The organism is Achromobacter sp. UBA2119 (genome assembly GCF_002331005.1).
GTDB lineage: Bacteria > Pseudomonadota > Gammaproteobacteria > Burkholderiales > Burkholderiaceae_B > Achromobacter > Achromobacter animicus.
In genome coordinates, this window is the sequence record NZ_DCYD01000012.1 from 67,768 (window position 1) to 81,835 (window position 14,068).

Genomic DNA, 14,068 nt, shown 5'->3' on the forward strand with positions numbered 1-14,068 from the left:
AGGGCCGGGGCTTACTGGATGTCGACGTGGTCGATTTCAACGACGTGGCCGGGGCCCGCGTCGAACAGCACGTAGAACTCGCCGTTGGGCCGCTTGAACGACATCTTGGAATCGGCATCCAGCTTGCCCGGCACGATGATCTGTTCGTCGTACGAGATCACGTCCATGGTGACGCCGGCGGCGCCGCTGCCGTCGGAGAATCCGCCGGTGCACTGGATCTGTTCCTTGCCATCGGCCTTGCATTCGGCCATGGGGTTGTGCGCCAGGGCGGTGGCGCTGGCGCTCAGCAGCGCGCCCAGCAGGGCAGCGCGCAGGCCGTTAGCGAAAATTGCATTCATCGGGATGCTCCTTGTTTCTTCAGCCACTCGACGGTGGCGGGGGAGGCCATGGCAAGCGGCCAGGCCGCCTGGTGCACCGAGCCGTCCCAGCCTTCCGCGGTGACCCACAGCTCGGCGTCCGGGGCGGTGCGCGGCGGGATCGGCACGGTGGCAAAGGCCCGGTGCGGGCTGCCAAAGAAAATCGAACCTGCGGCACGCAGGCTGCGCGGTTTGCCCACGCGCACGTAGACCGCGCGGATCTGATCCTTGCAGCCTTCGCACTGGGCCATGGTGAAGGTCTTGACCATGCCGGCGGGGTCGGACTGGGGCGGCTCGACCTTCCACTCGGCAAACTTCAGCTTCCAGGGACCCACGTCCAGCTCGCCCGCAGGGCGCTGTCCCAGCCCCATCAGCCCGCGCGACAGCGCCAGGTTGTCGAAATACTTCGGGACATAAATGATGGGCAGGATGAGCAGCAGGGCGCTCAGGTGGAAACGCCAGCGGCGCCAGAAACTGGGTTTGGCCGCGGCGGCGTCCAGGGTGGCGGTCTTGCTCATTCGGTCACCTCGCGAGCGGCGGTACGGTCTGCGCGGGCAGGGCGCAGGGCTTTGGCAGTGGCTTGCGCGGTGCGCTTGGTCCAGATCAGAAGGCCGCTGAGCGACATCATGGTCAGCAGGAGGCCAAACAGGAACCACACCAGCTTCAGCCAGAAGCCGCCGAAGTCGCCGGTATGCAGCGGCCGCATGGATTCAGTGAAGAATTCCAGGCCGTTGCGGTCGGACAGGCGGCGCACTTCCTCGACCGCGCCGTTGTACGGATTGATCTTGGCGTACTGGAACATCAGCGGGTACGCGCCGCGGCCCGAGATGGTGATCGGGTCATATGCGTTGCCGGGGAAGAAGACGTGCTGCGTTTCCAGGCCGGGCAGTTCGCGCTCGGCAATGGCAACGATCTCGTCGAGCGGCAGGCGCTTGACGGTTTCGCCGGCGGCGACGGTGGGCACCTGATCGCGGGCTACGACAGCCGGCACGCCCTGGGTCGAAATGGTGGTCGCCGTATCGGACAGGATCGCCTGCGCCAGGAACCAGATCGCGCTGACCGAAATCAGCAGGATGAACCAAACCGACCAAAGACCCGACAGGCGGTGGAAGTCGCCCCAGAAAATGCGAGCGCCCTGGCCGACGCGCAGACGCGGCTTCTGGAAATAGGCGCGCCAGAACCGCTTGTAGACCACCAGGCCGGTGATCAGCGACAGCAGCATCGGAATCGACAACAGCGAGACCAGATACCAGCCCCAGCTATAGCCATTGTTGAACGGGATCAGCAGCCAGCCGTGCAGCGCGCGCATGAATTGGCGTAGGTCGAAGTTCAAGGCCGGACCTTGCACGTGGCCGGTGTACGGGTTGACGTAAATCGAGGTGAAGCGTGCGCCCGGATAACCCACGGCGGCCGTCAGGGCGAACTGCGATTCCTCAGGCCAGGACAGGCGCTGCACCGACGCTTCGGGTTCCTGTTTGGCGATGGAGTCCATCAGGGCCTGGTAGCCCATGCGGGGCGTATCGGCATCGGGCGCCTGGGCGCGAACGGCGGGGTTGATGAGCCAGACGATTTCCTGGCTGATGACGGCGATGGTCCCGGTCGCACAGATAAAGAAAAGGAAAATCCAGATCGGCAAGGCCAGCCAACTGTGGACGAGAAACCATAATTTGGAGCGCGATGGCTTGGCCATTCAAAAGCTATCCGGTAGACAAAGAGGGTTGCTTGGTCCCCATTTAAGGGAGGCGTCAGGCGGAATTCTAGCAATAATAGTTCTCAATTGTCTTAGACGACCCTTTGATCCGGCGGGCCGCGCCGGCGCAAAGCATCCGGAATTGGCGGCCCGATGTTTAAAATGCCGCCTTGGCGACGGAATCGGCCGCCGCCCGGAAATCCCGCATGCCCACCCGATCGTCCTGTCCGTCCTCACGTCCAGTCTGCGCCGCCACCCTCGTGCGGCTGTTGCTGCTGCTTCTGCTGGTGGTGCGGGCGTTCGTGCCGGTCGGATACATGCCGGACGCGCAGGCGCTGAAGCAGGGGCGCCTGGAACTGGGCTTCTGTGCCGCGGGCGGCGGGGTGTTTCCCGGCATGTCGGGTAGGGCCGATGCGCACGCCGCCCACGCCGATTCCTCCCATGGCCATCATGAGCACCACGATTCGTCCCAGCACGTGGGCGCCGGCCAGGAATGTCCGTTTGGGCTGAGCGCACACCCGGCGCTGCTCGTGCCGCCCACCGTCGCGCTGGTTCCCGCCTTGCTCGGCTGGTGGGTGCAAGCGCCCCGACTGACCGACAGTCCGCGCCCGCCCATGCCGGCCGCCGGGCCGCCGCTGGGACAGCGCGCTCCCCCTCGAATCGCCGGATGACATCCGTCGCCGTGCGCGCCAAGCGCACGATTGCCGCCTGCTGCAGGCGGCGTCCGTTGTTTTCGAGATCATCATGTCCACTGAGACCCTGGTTAGTCCGGCCGCCTCCGCGCGGCCGAGGTCGGCAAGCGGCAGCGCGTTGCTCGCGCTGATCACCCGGCTGCATTTCTATATAGGGCTGTTCGTCGGCCCCTTCATCCTGGTCGCGGCGGTAACCGGCACGCTGTTCGTGCTGACCCCGCAACTGGAAAACCTCATCTACGCCGACCAGTTGCGCACCACTTCCACTGGCGCGGCGCAACCCCTCGCGGCGCAGGTTCAGGCAGCGCAAAGCCAAGTCGGACCGGGTCCGCGCCTGTTCGCCGTCCGGCCCGCGCCCGGCCCCGGCGAAACCACGCGCGTGATGTTTACGCAGCCCGGCATGGGCGATTCCGAAGCCCGCGCGCTGTTTGTGGACCCCGTCACGCTGAAGATCCAGGGCGACATGGTCGTCTACGGCACCAGCGGCACGCTGCCCTTCCGGACCAAGCTGGACTACCTGCACCGCAACCTGATGCTGGGCGACCTGGGCCGCAACTACAGCGAACTGGCGGCGTCGTGGCTCTGGATTTCGACGCTGGGCGGTCTGGTGCTGTGGTTTGCCCGGCGCGGGCGCGACAAGACGTTGGAAGCCCGCAGCCCGCGCCTGCGCGCCCGGCGCTGGCATGGACTGCTGGGGTTGTGGATCGGCATCGGCCTGGTGTTCTTCTCGGCCACCGGGCTGACCTGGTCCAACTGGGCCGGTGCGCGCGTGGATCAATTGCGCGCGCAGTTGGGGTGGATCACGCCGGCGGTGTCGTTGAAACTGCCCGACGCCGGGATGTCCGCCATGGCAGCCATGCCCGAGGGCGGCGAGCATGCCCATCATCATGGCGGCCAGCATGACCACGCCGCCATGTCGCCGGCGCCGGACACCGTGCCGGCGGCCTTTGACCGGGTGTTGCAGGCCGCGCGCCAGGGCGGCATCGACAGCAGCCAGCTTGAAATCCGGCCGCCGCGCGGCGCTGGCCAGGCGTGGATGGTGCGCGAGGTGGACCGGTCCTGGCCCACCCAGGTCGACACCATCGCCGTGGATCCGACCACCTACGCCATCACCAGCCGTGCCGACTTCGACACCTTTCCGCTCATCGCCAAGCTGATCCGCTGGGGCGTGGACATGCACATGGGCATCCTGTTCGGCTGGCCCAATCAACTCCTGATGGCCGCCATTGGCATCGCCCTGACGACGATGATCGTGCTGGGCTACCGGATGTGGTGGCTGCGCCGTCCGGCCGCGGGCGCGACAGGGCAGACGCTGACTCACGCCTGGCGCGAGCTGTCATGGCCCGGACGGATCGGCGTGGCGGCGATCGCGCTGGCGCTGGGATGGAGCCTGCCGGTGATGGGCGTGAGCCTGGCCGTATTCCTGGTCATTGATGTGTTGCGCTAGGTAGCCGCCAGACGCGCTTGATATGCGTCAACGGGCAGTGCAGATGGGCGCGGGCAGACCGGATTCGGGGCCGGAACCGCGCTACCATCTGCGGCGTCAAGGGGATTTGATGTACACAAGCGCCACTGCTGCCAGACGATGGGTTTCGCTGTTCGCGGCGGCCCTGTTCGTCTTTCAGGCGCTGATTGCCTCTGCAGCACTCGCCGCACCAAGTCCCGCCGGTATGTCGGGCGCCGCCGGCGCCACCACCATCATCTGCACGGCCAGCGGGCCGCGCGTCGTCACCATCGGCATCGAAGGCACCACGCAAGGCGTCGAGCAGCACAGCGGCGCCATGCCGCATTGCTGCGTTGCCGGCTGCGCCATGTTGGGCGGCGCCACGCTGCCCGGACTGTGGCTGCTTGCCTGGCTGCTGCCTACGCTGGCGCAGCCTGCTACGGCGCCGGCCGCCGACGTTCCTTACTTCTCCAGTGCGCACGCCCGGCTGCAGCAGCAGCCGCGCGCGCCGCCACCCATCGCCTGACGGCATTTCTCTCAGCATCACCGGTTTGCATCGCGGCGCCCACGGTTGACGGGCGCGCCGCCGGTTAGCGCCTGCTCATATCGCCGCTTTTGGCACGGATCCGTTTGAGGGTCCGGGCGCCGAGGCGCGCCCATGCATGGCCTGTCCGCGCGGGGGTCAACGCCCCGATTGCAGATTCCGACTCAGATTCCAAGTTGATCCAGATTCCCTATGCGCAAGCAACCGCAATTCGTCCGCATGACCTGCCTGGCCGCCGCCGTGGCCGCCACATTCTCCGCCGCCGCGCAGCCCATCCAGGACGGCGTAACCACGCTCGAACCCGTCGTCATCATGGGCGTGGCGCCCAGCGCGCCGCTGACCTTCACGACCGATCCGAAGCTGCCGCGCCAGCCGCTGCCAGCCAGCGACGGCACCGACTACCTGAAAACCATTCCCGGCTTTTCGGCCATCCGGAACGGCGGCACCAACGGCGACCCGGTGCTGCGCGGCATGTTCGGTTCCCGCCTGAACATTTTGACCAACGGCACCTCCATGCCCGGCGCCTGCCCGTCGCGGATGGACGCGCCCAGTTCCTATATTTCGCCCGAGAATTTCGACCAGCTCACCGTCATCAAGGGACCGCAGACAGTGCTGTGGGGGCCGGGCGCGTCCGCCGGCACCGTCCGCTTCGACCGCGACACACCCCAGTTCACCGAGCCGGGCGTGCGTTTTGACGGCAGCCTGACCGGCGGCTCGTTCGGGCGCAACGACCAGACGGCGGACCTGGCCATCGGCAACGAAAAGGTCCATACCCGAATCACCGCCAACCACTCGCATTCGCAGGACTACAAGGACGGCGACGGCAACACCGTGCCGTCGCGCTGGGACAAATGGAACGCGGATGTCACGTTGGGCTTCACGCCCGATGCGGACACGCTATATGAACTGACCGCCGGCACGGGCGACGGCGAGGCGCGGTATGCCGGGCGCGGCATGGACGGCTCGCAATTCAAGCGGGAAAGTTTTGGACTGCGCTTTGAAAAACGTAACCTCGGGCCCGTCCTGAGTCAGGTCGAGGCACAGCTCTATTACAACTACGCGGACCACGTCATGGACAACTACACGCTGCGCGCGCCGGACCCGTCCAGCTCCATGGCAATGGCGATGGCCTCGGACGTGGACCGCGCAACCTGGGGCGGACGTGTCGCCAGCACCTGGAATCTGTCGCAAGACACCAGCCTGGAGGCAGGGATGGACTTCCAGCAAAGCCGTCACCGCGCCCGCAGCGGCTCGGACACCATGTCCTATCGCAGCCAGCCGTGGGTCAAGGACGCCGATTTTTCAAATACGGGTGTCTTTGGCGAATTGACCTGGCGCGCCGCACCGGACAGCCGCGTGATCGGCGGCGCCCGCGTCGACTGGGCGTCCGTCAAGGATTTCCGGCAGACCACCGGCGGCATGATGATGGTCATGCCCAACCCCACGGCGGGCGAACGGCGCAACGACACGCTCCCCAGCGGATTCCTGCGCTATGAAAAGGATCTGGAATCGCTGCCCGCCACGCTCTACATTGGGCTGGGTCATGTGGAGCGGTTCCCGGACTACTGGGAACTGTTCTCGCCCAAGGGCGGTCCGGCCGGCTCGGTCAACGCCTTCCAGGGCGTCAAGCCGGAAAAGACGACCCAGCTTGATTTTGGCGCCCAGTACAAGACGGAAACGCTGGATGCGTGGTTCTCGGGGTATGCGGGCTACGTGGACGATTTCATTCTTTTCAATTACACGTCCGGCGGGATGATGGGGGCCACCTCGCAGGCGACGAACGTGGACGCCCGGATATTTGGCGGGGAGTTTGGCGCGTCCTATGCCGTGACGCCGAGCTGGAAGGTGGGCGCCACATTGGCCTACGCCTGGGGCCAGAACCGCAGTGACGGCCGCGCGCTGCCGCAGATTCCGCCGCTGGAGGCCAAGCTCACCGCCGCCTATGACGACGGCACCTGGTCGGCGGGCGCCTTGTGGCGCATCGTCGCCCCGCAAAATCGCTACGCGCTGAACGAAGGCAACGTTGTGGGCAAAGATTTCGGTCCCAGCGCCGGATTTGGCGTGTTTTCCCTTAATGCGGGATACGTCGTGAACAAGCAGGTTCGGTTGTCGCTAGGCGTGGACAACGTGTTCGACAAGACATACAGCGAACACCTGAACCTGGCGGGGAACGCCGGATTTGGCTATCCGGCGGGCACGGCGGTGAACGAACCCGGCCGCAGCGTCTGGGCTCGGGTCAGCGTCCGATACTGACCGAAACGGGGTTGGGCACGCTACTTGCTAAAAGGGGGGTGAGGGTCATTCCTTGTCTTATGGAGAAGCAACATGGAAGAGTTCAAGTACACGCCCACCTTGTCCACCCCCCAGCCGATGACCAATGGCGAACGTTGCGCGATGCGAACGCTTGCTGCGGCGCAGCAACTTTTGCACCCGGATCGTCCGCCGGCCGTCCTGATGTCGACGGTCGAAGCCGAATTGGCCAAATATGTAAAAGATACCTACCGGCCGCGCACGGCTTGGTAAAGGCGCCAGGGCGGGGCGCCGCGCGCTGACGGCGCCTGTCACGCGATCGGCGCCCGCATCACCAGCGTCGAGATGGTGTGATTTTTCCAGAATATCTGATGGATCCGGGGCAGCAGGGCCTGCAGCTCCGGCTCTGTCACACCGTTGAACGTGACCAGCACTGCCGGGCGATCCCCCTCGCTGGGCACGCGCTTCACGCCGTCCGGCGCAGGAAAACCGTACTTCACCAGAAATGTGTGAATGTCTTCGTCACTCGTGGTGTCTTCGACCTGATTGATGAGCAGCGCAGCCATGGGGAACCTCCGATGATCAGAATTTTTCGGGCACATACCGGAAGGGGTGTTCCGGCTGCACGTAACCCTTGGCTTTCTGCCGCTTGGGCAAGGTGATTTTTTCCCTGGCGCTGACGGTATAGGGAATGTGTTCCAGCAGGTGGGTAATGATGTTCAGCCGGATCCGCTTCTTGTCGTCGGAACGCCCCACGTACCAGGGCGAGATCGCGGTATCCGACGCCCGGAACATCTCGTCCCGGGCGCGCGAGTAGTCGTACCAGCGGCTGTACGAATCCAGGTCCATCTTCGTCAGCTTCCAGGTCTTGCGCGCATCGTTGATGCGCGACTGCAGGCGGCGTGTCTGTTCCGCCTCGGTGACTTCCAGCCAGTATTTGAAGAGCAGGATGCCGGAGTCGATCATCACGCGTTCCACCAGCGGCACGGCTTTCAGAAAGGCGTCGACCTGCGCCTGGCTGCAAAACCCCATCACGCGCTCAACGCCAGCCCGGTTGTACCAGCTGCGGTCGAAGATCACGACTTCGCCCGCCGCGGGCAGGTGTGGCAGGTAGCGCTGCATGTACATCTGGGATTTTTCGCGCTCGGTGGGGGCGGGCAAGGCCACGACGCGAAAGACACGGGGGCTGACACGGTCGGTCAAAGCCTTGATCGTGCCGCCTTTGCCGGCGCCGTCGCGCCCTTCGAACACGATGCAGACCTTGGCGCCCGTATCGACGACCCATTGCTGCAGCTTGACCAGTTCCACATGCAGCTGGGCCAGTTCCCTTTCGTACTGCTTATTGGAAAGCTTGCCCGCCTCGGCGGTCTCGGGATTGTCCTTCTGCTTTTTCTTGTCGCCCATCGTCGCGCTCCGGAAGTCTTCCTGCCACGAATGAACGGCGCACGCCGGCGCCACATGTGATCTGAATATATTGCCGATTCAAGGCGGTTTGGGAGCGCGTTACCAATGGAATTATGGTGCCGCAGTCCGCCGCGCCATTGGGCGCTGGTCACCCGACGAATGTTTCGGGAACGTTATTTGCTGTCCGGGTCCACGGCCACGTTTCCGCTGGCCGCAGCGAACCTGAGGTGACGAAAATGGAACCAGACCATTCCGTTGGGCAGACATCTTCCCAGGACAACGCCGTAGAGGCGACCTCAACGCCCGACGATCTGCCGGTGCGGCCTGGCGCAGGCTCGCCGACTACGGGCAGTGCGCCGCCGGTCAAGCCGTCGGATGCCAGTGAGAACACGCAGGGCAACGAAGTCAGCAACGAGGACATGGAGCCATCGGACGCCTCCGAATCTAATCCCGATCCCGCCGACTCGCAACGCACGTCCTGAACACAAGAGACCCCCGAGGAGATCCGATCATGATCGTAAAGACTGCAATGCTGGGCGTGGTTGCCATGCTGGGCGCCGCTGGCGCCGTGTCCACCGGCTGGGCGCAGGGTGCGCCGCAGTCCGTGACCGAAGTGCGAGTCGATGTCGCCAAGGTCGAGGCCGGCTACCGCGCCTCGAAGATCATCGGAGCGACCGTCTACAACGGCAAGAAGGAAAAGATCGGCACCGTGGATGACCTGATCCTCGGCCCGCCCGACTGGGCGCCGTATGCGGTGTTGTCGGTGGGCGGGCTGCTTGGCGTCGGCAATCATCTTGTGACGGTTCCGCTGTCGAAGATGCAGGTCGCCGGCGACCAGTTCCAGCTGCCGGACGCCACGAAGGACACGCTCAAGGCGCTGCCCGAATTCAAGTACGCCAAGTAAACCGGCGCGGGGCAGCACGCTCCGCACCCCATGCCTGATCCACGCCCGCAGGAGGCCACATGCAGATCGAACCCGTCGACGAACCCCGCCGTTACGAATCGCCCTCGCGTTCTTCATTGGTTGCGCAGATCAAGGACATCGACGCCCGCAGGCCGGATTTTCCAGGCGAACACATCATCGTGTTTGGCGTGGGCGTGCTGCTGATGCTGTCCGGCATGCGCAGCCGCACGCTGTTGCGGCGCACCCTGGTCACCGCCGCCGGGACCGCCTTGATCGGCCGCGCGGCAAGCGGGACGGGCGGCATTGCCCGCGTCGCCCGTATCGTCAAGCGCCTGGGCTGATCACGCGCAGGAGACCGTCATGGCAGCAAGAACGATATGGAAAGGAGCGATTTCCTTCGGGCTGGTTCACATTCCCGTGGGCTTGCACACGGCCACGACGGAGTCCGGCGTGGACTTCGACTGGCTGGACAAGCGCTCGATGGACCCGGTTGGCTACAAGCGCATCAACAAGCGCACCGGCAAGGAAATCGACAAGGACAACATCGTGAAGGGCGTGGCGTACGAGGACGGCAAGTACGTCATCGTGTCGCCCGAGGAAATAGCCGAGGCCTATCCTCGCACCACGCAGACCATCGAGATCCAGCAGTTCGTGGACGCCGGGGGCGTCTCGTTTGTTTATCTGGAGCGACCCTACTACGTCGCGCCCATCAACAAGGGCCACAAGGTGTACGCTTTGCTCCGGGACACGCTGGTCAAGACAGGAAAGATCGGCATCGCCAAGGTCGTGATCCAGACCAAGCAGCACCTGGCGGCGCTGATTCCGTCAGGCGACGCGCTGGTGCTGAACCTGATGCGCTGGGGCGACGAGGTGAAGTCAGTGGAAGGGCTGGATCTGCCCAAGGCCGGCGCCAAGAACATGACGCCCAGCGCCAGCGAAATGAAGATGGCGAAGATGCTGGTCGACGACATGTCCGGCGAATGGGACCCCGAACAGTACAAGGACGAGTTCAAGGCCGCCGTGATGGAGCTGGTGGAGCAGAAGGCGCGTGCCGGCGAGACCGAGACCGTCATCGAGCCGCAGGAAGCGTCGCCCGCCTATGCGGACAACGTCATTGACCTGACCGAGCTGCTGCAACGCAGCCTGAAGGGGGGCAAGGGCGGGTCCAAGGCGGCCAAGTCCGACGAAGGCGATGACAAGAAGGCAGCCAAGGCGCCGGCCAAGAAGACGGCGGCCAAGTCGGCCAAGAGCGCAAGCAAGACGGCCAGCAAGTCGGCGAGCAAGGCGACGGGTAAGACCGCCAGCAAGTCGAGTGACAAGACCACCGGCAAGACAACGAGCAAAACGCGCAAGGCGGCCTGACCATGGCTGACACGCTGAAGAAGTACCGCGAAAAGCGCAACTTCGAGATCACGTCGGAACCCGCCGAGGGTGGTGAGGCCAATGAGGACGCCCGCGCCTTCGTCATCCAGAAGCACTGGGCCAGCCGGCTGCACTACGACTTCCGTCTGGAACTGGACGGGGCCATGAAGAGCTGGGCGGTGCCCAAGGGGCCGTGCTACGACCCGGCGGTCAAGCGCATGGCGGTCCAGGTCGAGGATCACCCCATTGCCTACAACCAGTTCGAGGGGCAAATTCCCGAAGGGCAGTACGGCGCCGGCAAGGTCATCATCTGGGACGAAGGCAAGTGGATGCCGGTAGGCGATCCGCGCAAGGGCTATCGCGACGGCCACCTGAAGTTCGACTTGCAGGGCGTGAAGATGCAGGGCCGCTGGGCGCTGATCCGGCTGAAGGGCAAAGAGTCGGAGAAGCAGCCGCCCTGGCTGCTTATCAAGGACCGAGACGATTTCGCGCGGCCGGAGCGGGAATTCAGTGTGGTGGACGAAATGCCGGATAGCGTGGTGCCGCTGCGCAAACCTGCGAAGGCCAAGCCGGCAGGCAAGGGCGGCGAGGCGACAGCCAAGGCGAATTCCGCAGCCAAGACGTCGCGTTCCGCAGCGAAATCTCGCGCCAAATCCAAAGCTCCCGCGGAGGCGGCGGCTGACGACCAATCCCAGGATCAGGGCGACAACACCGCCGACGATCAGTCCGCGTTGCCCGGTGTAGCCGCTGACTTGCCCGCGCAACTGAAACCCCAGCTCGCCACGCTGGTGGACGGCGTGCCTCAGCATGCGCCGGACTGGCTGTACGAGATGAAATTCGACGGCTACCGGCTCGTCGTCCGGATCGAAGGCGACGATGTGCGGCTGTTTACGCGCAACGGCCACGACTGGAGCGCCAAAATGCCGCATCTGGTCGAGGCCATGCGCGCATTGCCCGCCAAATGGGCGTGGATCGACGGCGAAATCGTGATGCTGGACCGCGAAGGCATTCCAAACTTCCAGTCGCTGCAAAACGCCTTCGACAACGATCGGACACAGGACATCGTGTTCTACGCCTTCGATCTGCCGTTCATCGGGATGCGGGACCTGCGCCAGGAGCCGCTGGGCGTGCGGCGGGCGCTGTTGCAGCAACTGATGGACGCCGCCGAAGACGACCAGCTGCGATTCAGCGAGGCCCTTGAGGCCGCGCCGTCAGATCTGGTGGCAACCGCGTGCAGGATGGGGCTTGAGGGCATCATGGCCAAGCGCCTGTCGTCACCGTACGTGTCCCGGCGCAGCGACACCTGGGTCAAGGTCAAGTGCGCCCGGCGTCAGGAGTTTGCCATCGTCGGCTACACGGCGCCCAAGGGTAGCCGGGCCGGGCTGGGTGCGCTGCTGCTCGCGGTTACCGAGCAGGACGGCAGCCTGCGCTATGCCGGCAAGGTTGGCACGGGGTTCGACGATGCAAGTCTGGTGTCCCTGCAGAAGCGTCTGGCGGCCATCGAGACGGACAAGAAGCCGGTCACGAATGCACCCGCAGCGGGGGGCGTTCGCTGGGTCAAACCCGAACTGATCGCCGAAGTGTCGTTCGGCGAATGGACGAGCGGCGGCCACATCCGTCATTCCGTATTCCGGGGCCTGCGCCAGGACAAGCCGGTGAAGGCGATTTCCAGGGAGAAGGCGGTGCCGGTCGAGGACGTAGACGGCGACAAGGGCAACTCGAAGGCGGCGCCTGCGGCCAGATCCGCAGCCAGATCTGCCACGGCATCTGCCGGCACGTCTTCAAAGACATCTTCAAAGGCGCCCGCACCCGCCTCCGATGCCAAAGCCCCGCCCGCCGGCAAAACCAGCCGCGCCAAGGGCGGCAAGCTCACCAATCCGGACCGGGTCATCGACCCGTCCACCAAGCTCACCAAGCTGGATCTCGCGCGCTATTACGGCCTGATCGCGCCGCTGATGCTGGAGCATCTGAAGGGCCGGCCCGTGTCATTCCTGCGAGCGCCCGCCGGCATCCAGGGCGAATTCTTCTTTCAGAAGCATCTGGAAGCCGCGATGCCCGGCGTCAGACCGTTGCCCGCCAAGCTCGATCCGGATCATCCGCCGCTGCTCGAAGTCCCGACCGCAGAGGCCATCATGTCCGCCGTGCAGATGAACGTCGTCGAATTCCACACCTGGAACGCCGTCAAGACGTCCATCGACAAACCGGATCGCATGATGTTCGACCTGGACCCGGGCGAGGGCGTGCCATGGCCGACCATGCAACAGGCCGCCAATCTGGTGCGCGTGCTGCTGCAGGAGATCGGCCTGCGGGCCTGGCTAAAGACCAGCGGCGGCAAAGGGCTGCACGTGGTTGTGCCGCTACGCAAGCAATACGACTGGGACACGGTAAAGCGGTTTTCCCAGGCGATCGTGCAGCATCTGGCCCGGACGCTGCCGCAACTCTTCGTGGCCAAGAGCGGCCCGAAGAACCGCGTCGGCAAGATCTTTGCGGATTACCTGCGCAACGGGTTCGGGGCGACGACGGTATGCGCGTGGTCCGCGCGGGCGCGGCCCGGTCTGGGCATTTCGGTGCCGGTGACGTGGGACGAGCTGGACAAGCTCACCAGCGGCGCGCACTGGACCATTCAGGACGTGCATTCCCGGCTGGATGCGGGCAACACGCCGTGGGACGACTACGCGCCGCAGTCGCTGACGGCCGCCATGTCGGCGATGGAGTTCGAACCATGATCAGAACGCGTCCACAGCCGTCCTGTCGGCCAGCCGCCATTGCAACTGGTTGCACTCCGCGCCGGGCGCGTTGGCACAATGCCCGGAGCAGGTTTTCCCTTGCGCAGCATGGATCTCCGAAGGAGCCTCCCTATGCCACCCCGCGTCGCCGCCTCAAGCGTGATGGACCACCCGGACGGGTATGGAATCGTCAGCCGCGTCCTGCATTGGCTCATGGCCGTGCTGCTGGCGTGGCAGTTCACCAGCGCGGCGTCGCGGCAGTTTCTGCCGGACACCCCGATCGAGGATTTCTTCTGGGCCTCGCATACCTCGCTTGGCCTGTTGCTGCTGATCCTGGTGCTTGTACGCGGCGCCTGGGCCATCGCCAACTGGGGCAAGCGGCCGGACAGCGGCCTGCTGGCGGGCTTCGGGCATCTTGTCCTGTACCTGATGATGATCGCCATCCCCACGCTGGCGCTGTTGCGCGCCTACGGGCGGGGCAGGGGATATTCTGCCTTTGGCATCCAGATCTTCAGCCCCCGCGACCAGGAGATCGAAGCCCTGGTCGAACTTGGCAACGCCTGGCATGGGCTGTTGGGCTGGACGTTGCTGGCGCTGGCCGTGGGCCACATCACGATGGCCTTCGTGCACCGCAGGGCGGATGGACGGCGGGTCTTGACTCACATGACCAAGGGATGACGGCCGGCGCGGCGGCGG

The 14,068-nt window shown here is 65.0% G+C and carries 16 protein-coding genes; 11 read left to right on the top strand and 5 right to left on the bottom strand.

Annotated features, from left to right (window positions below; all coding sequences use genetic code 11):
- Window positions 1-11: 11 nt before the first annotated feature.
- Genes B3098_RS11500 through B3098_RS11510 form a run of 3 tightly spaced genes read right to left on the bottom strand, consistent with a single transcriptional unit; the run spans window position 12 to window position 2,046 of the window.
- Window positions 12-338 carry a hypothetical protein gene (locus B3098_RS11500; RefSeq protein WP_175121477.1) on the bottom strand — a complete coding sequence of 109 codons (327 nt, stop codon included), beginning with the start codon at window positions 336-338 and terminating at the stop codon, window positions 12-14.
- Window positions 335-874 (bottom strand): thiamine pyrophosphate-binding protein, encoded by a 540-nt coding sequence (locus tag B3098_RS11505; RefSeq protein WP_175121478.1) that lies wholly within the window; start codon window positions 872-874, stop codon window positions 335-337. The genes B3098_RS11500 and B3098_RS11505 overlap by 4 nt, the downstream gene beginning before the upstream one ends.
- Window positions 871-2,046, bottom strand: coding sequence for a PepSY-associated TM helix domain-containing protein (locus B3098_RS11510; RefSeq protein ID WP_175121479.1), 1,176 nt, complete (start codon window positions 2,044-2,046; stop codon window positions 871-873). The genes B3098_RS11505 and B3098_RS11510 overlap by 4 nt, the downstream gene beginning before the upstream one ends.
- 206 nt (window positions 2,047-2,252) lie before the next feature.
- On the opposite strand from B3098_RS11510, the gene B3098_RS11515 reads away from it, so the two are divergent.
- From B3098_RS11515 to B3098_RS11535, 5 genes are all read left to right on the top strand, one after another.
- Window positions 2,253-2,717: a DUF2946 family protein gene (locus B3098_RS11515; protein ID WP_279971003.1), complete on the top strand. Its 465-nt coding sequence runs from the start codon at window positions 2,253-2,255 to the stop codon at window positions 2,715-2,717.
- A gap of 73 nt (window positions 2,718-2,790) precedes the next feature.
- Window positions 2,791-4,185 carry a PepSY-associated TM helix domain-containing protein gene (locus B3098_RS11520; protein ID WP_286896212.1) on the top strand — a complete coding sequence of 465 codons (1,395 nt, stop codon included), beginning with the start codon at window positions 2,791-2,793 and terminating at the stop codon, window positions 4,183-4,185.
- Window positions 4,186-4,294: 109 nt separating this feature from the next.
- Window positions 4,295-4,708, top strand: a complete 414-nt coding sequence (locus tag B3098_RS11525; RefSeq protein ID WP_286896214.1) for a DUF2946 family protein — start codon at window positions 4,295-4,297, stop codon at window positions 4,706-4,708.
- Between the two features lie 210 nt (window positions 4,709-4,918).
- Complete coding sequence (locus tag B3098_RS11530; protein ID WP_286896217.1) at window positions 4,919-6,979, top strand: TonB-dependent copper receptor; 2,061 nt, start codon at window positions 4,919-4,921, stop codon at window positions 6,977-6,979.
- Window positions 6,980-7,051: 72 nt separating this feature from the next.
- Window positions 7,052-7,249 carry a hypothetical protein gene (locus tag B3098_RS11535; RefSeq protein ID WP_175136469.1) on the top strand — a complete coding sequence of 66 codons (198 nt, stop codon included), beginning with the start codon at window positions 7,052-7,054 and terminating at the stop codon, window positions 7,247-7,249.
- Window positions 7,250-7,287: 38 nt separating this feature from the next.
- Here B3098_RS11535 and B3098_RS11540 read toward each other — a convergent pair whose 3' ends face one another.
- On the bottom strand, window positions 7,288-7,542 hold the full coding sequence (locus B3098_RS11540; protein ID WP_286896220.1) for an RNA-binding protein: 255 nt from the start codon (window positions 7,540-7,542) through the stop codon (window positions 7,288-7,290).
- A 16-nt stretch (window positions 7,543-7,558) separates the two neighbouring features.
- On the bottom strand, window positions 7,559-8,380 hold the full coding sequence (ppk2, locus tag B3098_RS11545) for a polyphosphate kinase 2 (protein WP_286896222.1): 822 nt from the start codon (window positions 8,378-8,380) through the stop codon (window positions 7,559-7,561).
- Window positions 8,381-8,616: 236 nt separating this feature from the next.
- Here ppk2 and B3098_RS11550 point away from each other — a divergent pair, with 236 nt between their 5' ends.
- From B3098_RS11550 to B3098_RS11575, 6 genes are all read left to right on the top strand, one after another.
- Entirely contained in the window at window positions 8,617-8,862 is a 246-nt protein-coding gene (locus B3098_RS11550) for a hypothetical protein (protein WP_218343923.1), read from the top strand.
- A 29-nt stretch (window positions 8,863-8,891) separates the two neighbouring features.
- Complete coding sequence (locus B3098_RS11555) at window positions 8,892-9,284, top strand: PRC-barrel domain-containing protein (protein WP_175121488.1); 393 nt, start codon at window positions 8,892-8,894, stop codon at window positions 9,282-9,284.
- A gap of 59 nt (window positions 9,285-9,343) precedes the next feature.
- Entirely contained in the window at window positions 9,344-9,625 is a 282-nt protein-coding gene (locus B3098_RS11560) for a hypothetical protein (RefSeq protein ID WP_239213693.1), read from the top strand.
- A gap of 19 nt (window positions 9,626-9,644) precedes the next feature.
- Window positions 9,645-10,646 carry a Ku protein gene (locus tag B3098_RS11565; RefSeq protein ID WP_286896228.1) on the top strand — a complete coding sequence of 334 codons (1,002 nt, stop codon included), beginning with the start codon at window positions 9,645-9,647 and terminating at the stop codon, window positions 10,644-10,646.
- A 2-nt stretch (window positions 10,647-10,648) separates the two neighbouring features.
- Window positions 10,649-13,372, top strand: coding sequence for a DNA ligase D (gene ligD, locus B3098_RS11570; protein ID WP_286896231.1), 2,724 nt, complete (start codon window positions 10,649-10,651; stop codon window positions 13,370-13,372).
- A 132-nt stretch (window positions 13,373-13,504) separates the two neighbouring features.
- Entirely contained in the window at window positions 13,505-14,050 is a 546-nt protein-coding gene (locus B3098_RS11575; protein ID WP_224776810.1) for a cytochrome b, read from the top strand.
- Window positions 14,051-14,068: the final 18 nt, after the last annotated feature.

Excerpts from the sequence above, each read along its gene's own strand:
- B3098_RS11575 (WP_224776810.1), top strand. The coding sequence starts at position 13,505 with ATGCCACCCCGCGTCGCCGCCTCAAGCGTGATGGACCACCCGGACGGG.
- B3098_RS11510 (WP_175121479.1), bottom strand. The coding sequence starts at position 2,046 with ATGGCCAAGCCATCGCGCTCCAAATTATGGTTTCTCGTCCACAGTTGG.
- B3098_RS11530 (WP_286896217.1), top strand. The coding sequence starts at position 4,919 with ATGCGCAAGCAACCGCAATTCGTCCGCATGACCTGCCTGGCCGCCGCC.
- B3098_RS11565 (WP_286896228.1), top strand. The coding sequence starts at position 9,645 with ATGGCAGCAAGAACGATATGGAAAGGAGCGATTTCCTTCGGGCTGGTT.
- ppk2 (WP_286896222.1), bottom strand. The coding sequence starts at position 8,380 with ATGGGCGACAAGAAAAAGCAGAAGGACAATCCCGAGACCGCCGAGGCG.
- B3098_RS11550 (WP_218343923.1), top strand. The coding sequence starts at position 8,617 with ATGGAACCAGACCATTCCGTTGGGCAGACATCTTCCCAGGACAACGCC.
- B3098_RS11535 (WP_175136469.1), top strand. The coding sequence starts at position 7,052 with ATGGAAGAGTTCAAGTACACGCCCACCTTGTCCACCCCCCAGCCGATG.
- ligD (WP_286896231.1), top strand. The coding sequence starts at position 10,649 with ATGGCTGACACGCTGAAGAAGTACCGCGAAAAGCGCAACTTCGAGATC.
- B3098_RS11515 (WP_279971003.1), top strand. The coding sequence starts at position 2,253 with ATGCCCACCCGATCGTCCTGTCCGTCCTCACGTCCAGTCTGCGCCGCC.
- B3098_RS11555 (WP_175121488.1), top strand. The coding sequence starts at position 8,892 with ATGATCGTAAAGACTGCAATGCTGGGCGTGGTTGCCATGCTGGGCGCC.
- B3098_RS11525 (WP_286896214.1), top strand. The coding sequence starts at position 4,295 with ATGTACACAAGCGCCACTGCTGCCAGACGATGGGTTTCGCTGTTCGCG.
- B3098_RS11540 (WP_286896220.1), bottom strand. The coding sequence starts at position 7,542 with ATGGCTGCGCTGCTCATCAATCAGGTCGAAGACACCACGAGTGACGAA.
- B3098_RS11505 (WP_175121478.1), bottom strand. The coding sequence starts at position 874 with ATGAGCAAGACCGCCACCCTGGACGCCGCCGCGGCCAAACCCAGTTTC.
- B3098_RS11520 (WP_286896212.1), top strand. The coding sequence starts at position 2,791 with ATGTCCACTGAGACCCTGGTTAGTCCGGCCGCCTCCGCGCGGCCGAGG.
- B3098_RS11500 (WP_175121477.1), bottom strand. The coding sequence starts at position 338 with ATGAATGCAATTTTCGCTAACGGCCTGCGCGCTGCCCTGCTGGGCGCG.
- B3098_RS11560 (WP_239213693.1), top strand. The coding sequence starts at position 9,344 with ATGCAGATCGAACCCGTCGACGAACCCCGCCGTTACGAATCGCCCTCG.